At 55.9% G+C, this 6,214-nt stretch carries 6 protein-coding genes; 3 read left to right on the top strand and 3 right to left on the bottom strand.

All coding sequences use genetic code 11. The annotated features are described in order from the left end of the window. Window positions 1-126: 126 nt before the first annotated feature. Window positions 127-1,698, bottom strand: coding sequence for a copper amine oxidase N-terminal domain-containing protein (locus IAE55_RS23405; protein WP_145160641.1), 1,572 nt, complete (start codon window positions 1,696-1,698; stop codon window positions 127-129). A 150-nt stretch (window positions 1,699-1,848) separates the two neighbouring features. On the opposite strand from IAE55_RS23405, the gene IAE55_RS23400 reads away from it, so the two are divergent. Continuing rightward, entirely contained in the window at window positions 1,849-2,232 is a 384-nt protein-coding gene (locus IAE55_RS23400; protein ID WP_200634010.1) for a winged helix-turn-helix transcriptional regulator, read from the top strand. 124 nt (window positions 2,233-2,356) lie between these two features. Here the strand turns inward: IAE55_RS23400 and IAE55_RS23395 are convergent, their stop codons facing one another. Both IAE55_RS23395 and IAE55_RS23390 read right to left on the bottom strand, forming a co-directional pair. Beyond that, window positions 2,357-2,863 carry a GNAT family N-acetyltransferase gene (locus tag IAE55_RS23395; RefSeq protein WP_105446000.1) on the bottom strand — a complete coding sequence of 169 codons (507 nt, stop codon included), beginning with the start codon at window positions 2,861-2,863 and terminating at the stop codon, window positions 2,357-2,359. 98 nt (window positions 2,864-2,961) lie between these two features. After that, complete coding sequence (locus IAE55_RS23390) at window positions 2,962-3,807, bottom strand: SDR family oxidoreductase (protein ID WP_200634022.1); 846 nt, start codon at window positions 3,805-3,807, stop codon at window positions 2,962-2,964. Between the two features lie 320 nt (window positions 3,808-4,127). Between IAE55_RS23390 and IAE55_RS23385 the strand changes: the two genes are divergently transcribed. Next, window positions 4,128-4,859 carry an MBL fold metallo-hydrolase gene (locus IAE55_RS23385; protein ID WP_200634009.1) on the top strand — a complete coding sequence of 244 codons (732 nt, stop codon included), beginning with the start codon at window positions 4,128-4,130 and terminating at the stop codon, window positions 4,857-4,859. Between the two features lie 208 nt (window positions 4,860-5,067). Next, window positions 5,068-6,159 (top strand): M24 family metallopeptidase, encoded by a 1,092-nt coding sequence (locus IAE55_RS23380; RefSeq protein ID WP_200634008.1) that lies wholly within the window; start codon window positions 5,068-5,070, stop codon window positions 6,157-6,159. The last annotated feature ends 55 nt before the right edge of the window (window positions 6,160-6,214 follow it).

Genomic DNA, 6,214 nt, shown 5'->3' with positions numbered 1-6,214 from the left:
CCCCCTGTGTCCCTTACCCCCATTAAAAAAAGGCAGCCCCTCAGGGCTGCCTTCAGTTCTTCTCATACGTTCCGCATTCTTCATCCGAGTTTTTCAAGCTTTCCAGCTTTCAAACCCATTAATAATCTACTCCCGCTCAATCGTCACCAGCTGCTCGCTCTTATCCCAGTTCACCTTCGTGCCGAAAGCGTCGGCCACAAAACGCAGCGGCACGTACAGCGTGCTGTCGCGGTTGATCACCGGCTGGGTCAAGGTAACGGCTTTGCCGTCGATCGTCGCTTGCTTGGAGCCTTCCTTGATGACGATCTGGGTGCCCTTCAGGTCTTCGACCAGCGTCAGCTGCTTCGTGGCCCCGTTCCATTTCAGCTGGGCATCCAGCTGATCCGCAACGTATTTGATCGGCACCATCGTCGTGTTGTTCACGATAATGGCTTCCGGGTAGTACCAGTAGTCTTCGTCGTCTTCAGCATTTTGGCGCGTTGTCAGCGAAATCTGCTTTTGCGTAATCTTCGCATCTTCCGTCAAGAGACGGTACAGGTCAGATTTCGCATCGAGATGACGGATCACTTCACCTGGCGTCACGCCGATCAAGCTTGGTTCCCACACGCCTTTGGACGTGTCGACCTTATTCACGGTCACCGGCTGGTTGACGTTCCACGTCTCCGACTGCGAGTGAACTTTCACCTGCTTCACAGGCACGCCTTCACCCTGCGGAATTTGGATCGTCAGGTCCATGTTCTGCTTGCGGATCTGCAGCTTGCTGTCCAGGAAGAAGTCCAGGGACAGCACGGTATCCTTGCCAAGCAGTACGGACAGATCCGGGTCAGCTGTCAATTCCTTGACGGTGTCGTCGTATTGAGGCAGGAACTCGTTCAGCGCCTTCAGCGCTTCATCGGTCAAATAAGTCACCGCCGCGTCTTTATCCTTCAGCACGCTTTCCGGCGTGCCGAACGCTGCAGCCATATCGCCCATGTCCTCACCGGACTGGCTAAACGTAGATTCAAAGATCGGATAGTAGACGTCGTAGACGGCCGCGATCATTTCTTTCAATCCTTCTTTGTCCTGGGATACGCTGCTCAGGAAGCCTTTAACCAGGCCTGCCAGCTCATCCCCGCGAATGTCGATGTGCAGCTTCTGCAGCGACAGCGATTCGCCGTTCACTTTGTCAGTCACGGAGGACAGTGCGATCGAGGACGGGTTCGGCGCGTGCTTGATCAGGAAGCCGCCGACATCCTTCACCATTTTCAACGCGCTTTCGTTAGACATTTGAAGTCCGGTCATCGTGAGCCCTTCCATGCCTTCCATACCGTTCAGCGGAATCACGACAGGTTGAGTCATGCCTTCAAGAGACAAGGCCAGGTTGTCCTTATCTACGGACAGATGGAACGGAATTTGCTTGCCGTTAACCTTCACGGCGCCTTCAATCGATCCGGTGTTTGGATCCTGCGTACGAGCCGAGTCAATCGTGAGCGAGATGGAGTTGATCAGGTCGATCATCTGCTTATCTTCTGCCGTCAGGCCGCTATCCGCAGGCACCAGTTCAAGCGACAGCGAGGACTTCGCTTCGGACGATTTGACATCCAGGGTACTGAGCACCGCTTTGTTGACGTCCAGGCCGCCAACGGCCTGACAGCCTGCCAGCACAATCAGCATGATGGCCAGTCCAAGCGCCAATCCCCATTTGAAACGCTTCTTCATCAGTTTACCTCCCCATTATGTATGCATGGAAAAAATTCCATTTTATATAGTATGCCAGCAGGTAACACCGAATGTAAAGAACATTTCAAACCGTATATATTTAAAGCTCCATTTGCGATATAATGAACATCATAAACGAGGTGAAGAAGCATGCAATCAAGCCATTTATGCCCCAAATTGGAAAAAGGGATGGAAATTATCAACCGGCGCTGGACCAGCCTGATCATCCATCAGCTGCTGAGCGGCCCGAAGCGTTTTTGCACCATTGAATCCTCCCTGCCGATCAGCGGCCGGTTATTGTCGGAGCGGCTTAAGGATTTAGAGCAGGACGGTGTCGTCCGGAGAGAGGTTTTTCCGGAAACGCCGGTGCGAATCGAATATTCCCTGACCGAGAAGGGCATGGCACTCGAACCGGTCATCCGGGGAATCGAGCTCTGGTCCGAGCAATGGGTCACGATTGATAATGCGGACTCCACGCCCGCCGAAGCTGCCAAGTGCTGCGAAGCGAAGCCTGCCTGCGACGAGGACCTTTAATACGTACGGATTGGACCAACGCCCTCATCATCACTCACAACAAGAGGCGCCTGCTGCATGCAGAGCGCCTTTTCGATATTCCTGCCTTTATTATGGAAATGAGCCGTCATTGCCTCCGGGCTTACTATACTTTGCGCCCAACGATGACCAAATCCCGTTCCACGCCATCCATCTCGGCCACGCCCGGCAGTACGCCCCAATCCTCAAAGCCATAGCGGCGCAGCAGCTTCAGACTCGGTTCGTTATGCCCGAACACAAAGCCCACCAGCCGGTTCAGTCCGAAGCGTGGAGCTTCGGCCAGCGCCTTTTCCAGCAAAATCCGGCCGACGCCCGCCCCGCGGCACTCTTCCGCCACATAGATGCTGATCTCCGCCGTCGCGTTATAGGCTGCCCGCCCATAAAAAGACTGGAAGCTGAGCCAGGCCACAACCTTCCCTTCGGAACGCATGACCCACAGTGGACGGTGATGGCTGTTATGCTCATGGAACCAGGCCAGCCGGCTCTCTACCGTCACAGGCTCCAGATCCGCGGTCACCATTCTTCCCGCCACCGTCGTGTTGTAAATATCGACCACCGCCTGCAAATCCTCCAGCGCGGCGTCTTCAATGATGTAATGTTGTTGCGTCGTCATCTGCCCTGTTCAGCCTCCTACCGCTTGTCTACGAATCGTTATTTTCTATTGTAAAAGAATCCGGGAATCTGTGCTATAGGAAGCTTTTGACGCTGCACTCACCTGTCCAGTCCCACCATCTGCTCGCTCCAAGCCCACAAGCGGTTTGCACTCTCCCGGTCGGCTGCTTTGGGCTTCAGCGCCTGCTGCTTTTTCCGGTAAAAATATTTCCCGCTCACGCTCGCAACCTCCGGCGAAGCCGCCAGGTAAATGGCGGTGTCCGCCCCCTGCTCCGGCGTCAAGAACATGGGCTTCAGCGCGGCCAGCACCCGCTTGCCAAAGCCCGTATCGCGGTTCACCCCGATTTGCGTCGCGACGGCGCCTGGATGGACACAGTTCACGGTGACCCGGGTGTCTTTCAGCCGCTCGGCCAGCTCCACCGTAAACAAAATGTTCGCGAGCTTCGACTGGGCGTACGCCTTGATCGGATTAAAGCTGCGAGACAAAAACGGATCGGCAAAATGGATGCTGCCGGCCTTGTATGCTCCGGATGCAACGACCACGATTCTTCCCTGCTCCGCCGCGGTCAGCCGGTCCAGCAGCAAGTTGGTCAGCAAAAAATGGCCCAGGTGGTTCACGCCAATGTCCATTTCGAAGCCGTCGCGGGTTAGCTGTCTTTTCAGCATGACTACCCCCGCGTTGTTGACCAGCACATCCAGCACCGGATAACGCGCCTTAAACTCTTCTGCAAAGCGGCGGATACTCGCCAGATCGCCCAAATCGCACAGCATCAGCTCGATCGCCTCCGAGCCGCTCCGGCGGATAGCCTCCTGCAGCGCAGCTTGGCCGCGCGACTCGCTCCGGCACACCATAATAACGTGCGCTCCCTGCTTCGCCAGTTCGAACGTCGTCGCCAGTCCCATACCGGAGTTGGCGCCGGTCACGACTACCGTTTTTTGCTCCATGCTCACCCTGATCCCTCCCTTTACGCGTACTGCTTTTTCTAAAATACTAGCACACAGGCAAGGGAAAGCGTAGATGGTTCTGCTGAATTCCTCTCCTCTTCTTTCCGCGTAGGCAGCGCCATTATATACGGCTTTTCCGCAGGCTCGTACTAGAGTCGCATCCTGCAGGATTTGGCCATAACGGACAGCATTTTGCAGCACCAAGACTCGAGGCACTTTCAAGAAGTGCTTTTTCTTTTTGCAGATGAGAGGTTTATAATAGAAGCAATCCATGCTTTCACATTAAAAAACATAGGAGGTGTACCGGATTTATCCGGGAAATGATGCAAATCGGACATCAGATCGTATCCATTGAGCTGTTTTCCCAGCCGACGGCCGAGCAGCCTGCTTACCAGCCGGTCCTGCTGTGGGATGAAACCGGAGCCACGCTCGTCGACACCGGCAATGTCGGCCTGTTCGACCAGGTCCAGAAAGCAGTCTCCGAAGCCGGTCTCACCCTGAACGATATCAAGCGCGTCATCCTCACGCACCAGGACATCGACCACATCGGCAACGTATCCCGCCTGCTTGAAGCCAATCCCGGCATCGAGATCTGGGCCCATGAAGACGATATTCCCGTCATCATCGGACAAGAGCCATTGATCAAGGTCACGCCGGAGCGTCTCGCCCAAATGCCCGAAGCGGCCCGGGAGGCGATTCAAAACGTTCTCGACGAGCGTTCCTCCATTTCCATCAGCCGGGTGCTGCATGACGGGGATCATCTGGAGCTGCACGGCGGCATTCAAGTAATCCATACACCAGGGCATACACCGGGACATATTTGTCTGTACCTTCCCAAAGAAAAGCTGCTGCTCGCAGCCGATGAGCTGACCATTCGCGAGGGCGAACTGCAGGGACCGGTACCCGGTTTCACGCCGAATATGGCGCAGGCCATCGAAAGCATGGGCAAGCTGGCCGATCTGCCGCTGGACGCGGTGTTCTGCTACCACGGCGGCTTGTATGACAAGTCTCCGAACGAACGCATCCGGGAGATCATTCAAAGTCACCGGTAACCCATACGTCTATCGGCGTTATTGCGTTAAAGATGACCGCGTTTAAAGAAAATTTTCGAGCCGCGTAACCATATGATTGAATTGACAAGGGGAGCCTGGATCGGGCAGTTCGATCAACGAGCAATCGAGCCATCGGGCAATCGGACAACAACATTGACGGACACTGCCTGCCCACCAGCCCCCTCTACATAAGAAAGGATGAATAACCATGAGCAACCGAATCACCGCCTTGGAAAAGGCCATGAACGAACACGGCCTCGACAGCCTGCTCGTCACCGACTCTAAGCATGTTTATTACCTGACCGGTTTTGCCAGCAACCCGCATGAACGGTTTCTCGGCCTGCTGCTGACCCGCGGCGAACAGCCGCTCCTGATTGTTCCCGCCCTCGATGCCGAGGCCGCCCAAGCCGCATCCTCGGTAAAAAACATCATCACGCATGCCGACACGGACAATCCGTACGACCTGCTTCGGCAGCAGTTCAAGAACACGATCGGGAAGCTCGGCATCGAAAAGGAACAGATCAGCGTGGCGCGCTACGAACAGCTGCAGCAGTCGGTTGGCGCCGGGCAGTACGAAGACATCGGTCCGCTGCTGCGCGCGATGCGCGTCAGCAAGACGCCGGAGGAAATCCAGCGCATGAAGCATGCGATTGACCTGATTGAAGAAGTGCTGCGGCAGGGCCTCTCCCGCGTGAAGCCGGGTGTGACCGAGATCGAAATCGTCGCCGAGCTTGAATATTTAATGAAGAAACTCGGTGCGGACGGTCCTTCGTTCGACACGATGGTGCTGACCGGACCGAAGACGGCGCTCCCACACGGCACGCCAGGTCAGACCAAGATCCAGTCCGGCGACCTGCTCATGTTTGACATGGGCGTCTACGCCAACGGCTACGCTTCCGATATCACCCGGACGTTTGCGGTCGGCGACATTTCGCCGGAGCTGACGAAGATTTACAACACCGTGCTCGAAGCCAACCTGCAGGGCATTCAAGCGATCAAGCCGGGCGTGACGCTGGCTTCCATCGACCAGGCGGCCCGCCAAGTAACGGAGGACGCAGGCTACGGCCAGTACTTCATGCACCGTCTCGGGCACGGCCTCGGCATGGATGTCCACGAGTATCCGTCCGTGCATGGCGGCAATACCGATCTCGCACAGCCAGGCATGGTCTTCACCGTGGAGCCGGGCATCTACGTGCCGGGACTGGGCGGCGTACGGATCGAAGACGATATCGTCGTCACCGACAACGGCGTTGAAGTCCTGACCTCGTATCCGAAAGAATTAACGGTAATCGGCGGTTAATGCCTTATGAAACAGGAAAACCGGAAGATCCCATCGACAGATGGATCTTCCGGTT

The organism is Paenibacillus sp. S28 (assembly GCF_016624415.1).
GTDB lineage: Bacteria > Bacillota > Bacilli > Paenibacillales > Paenibacillaceae > Paenibacillus_AQ > Paenibacillus_AQ favisporus.
This window is presented reverse-complemented; position numbering and strand designations above follow the sequence as displayed.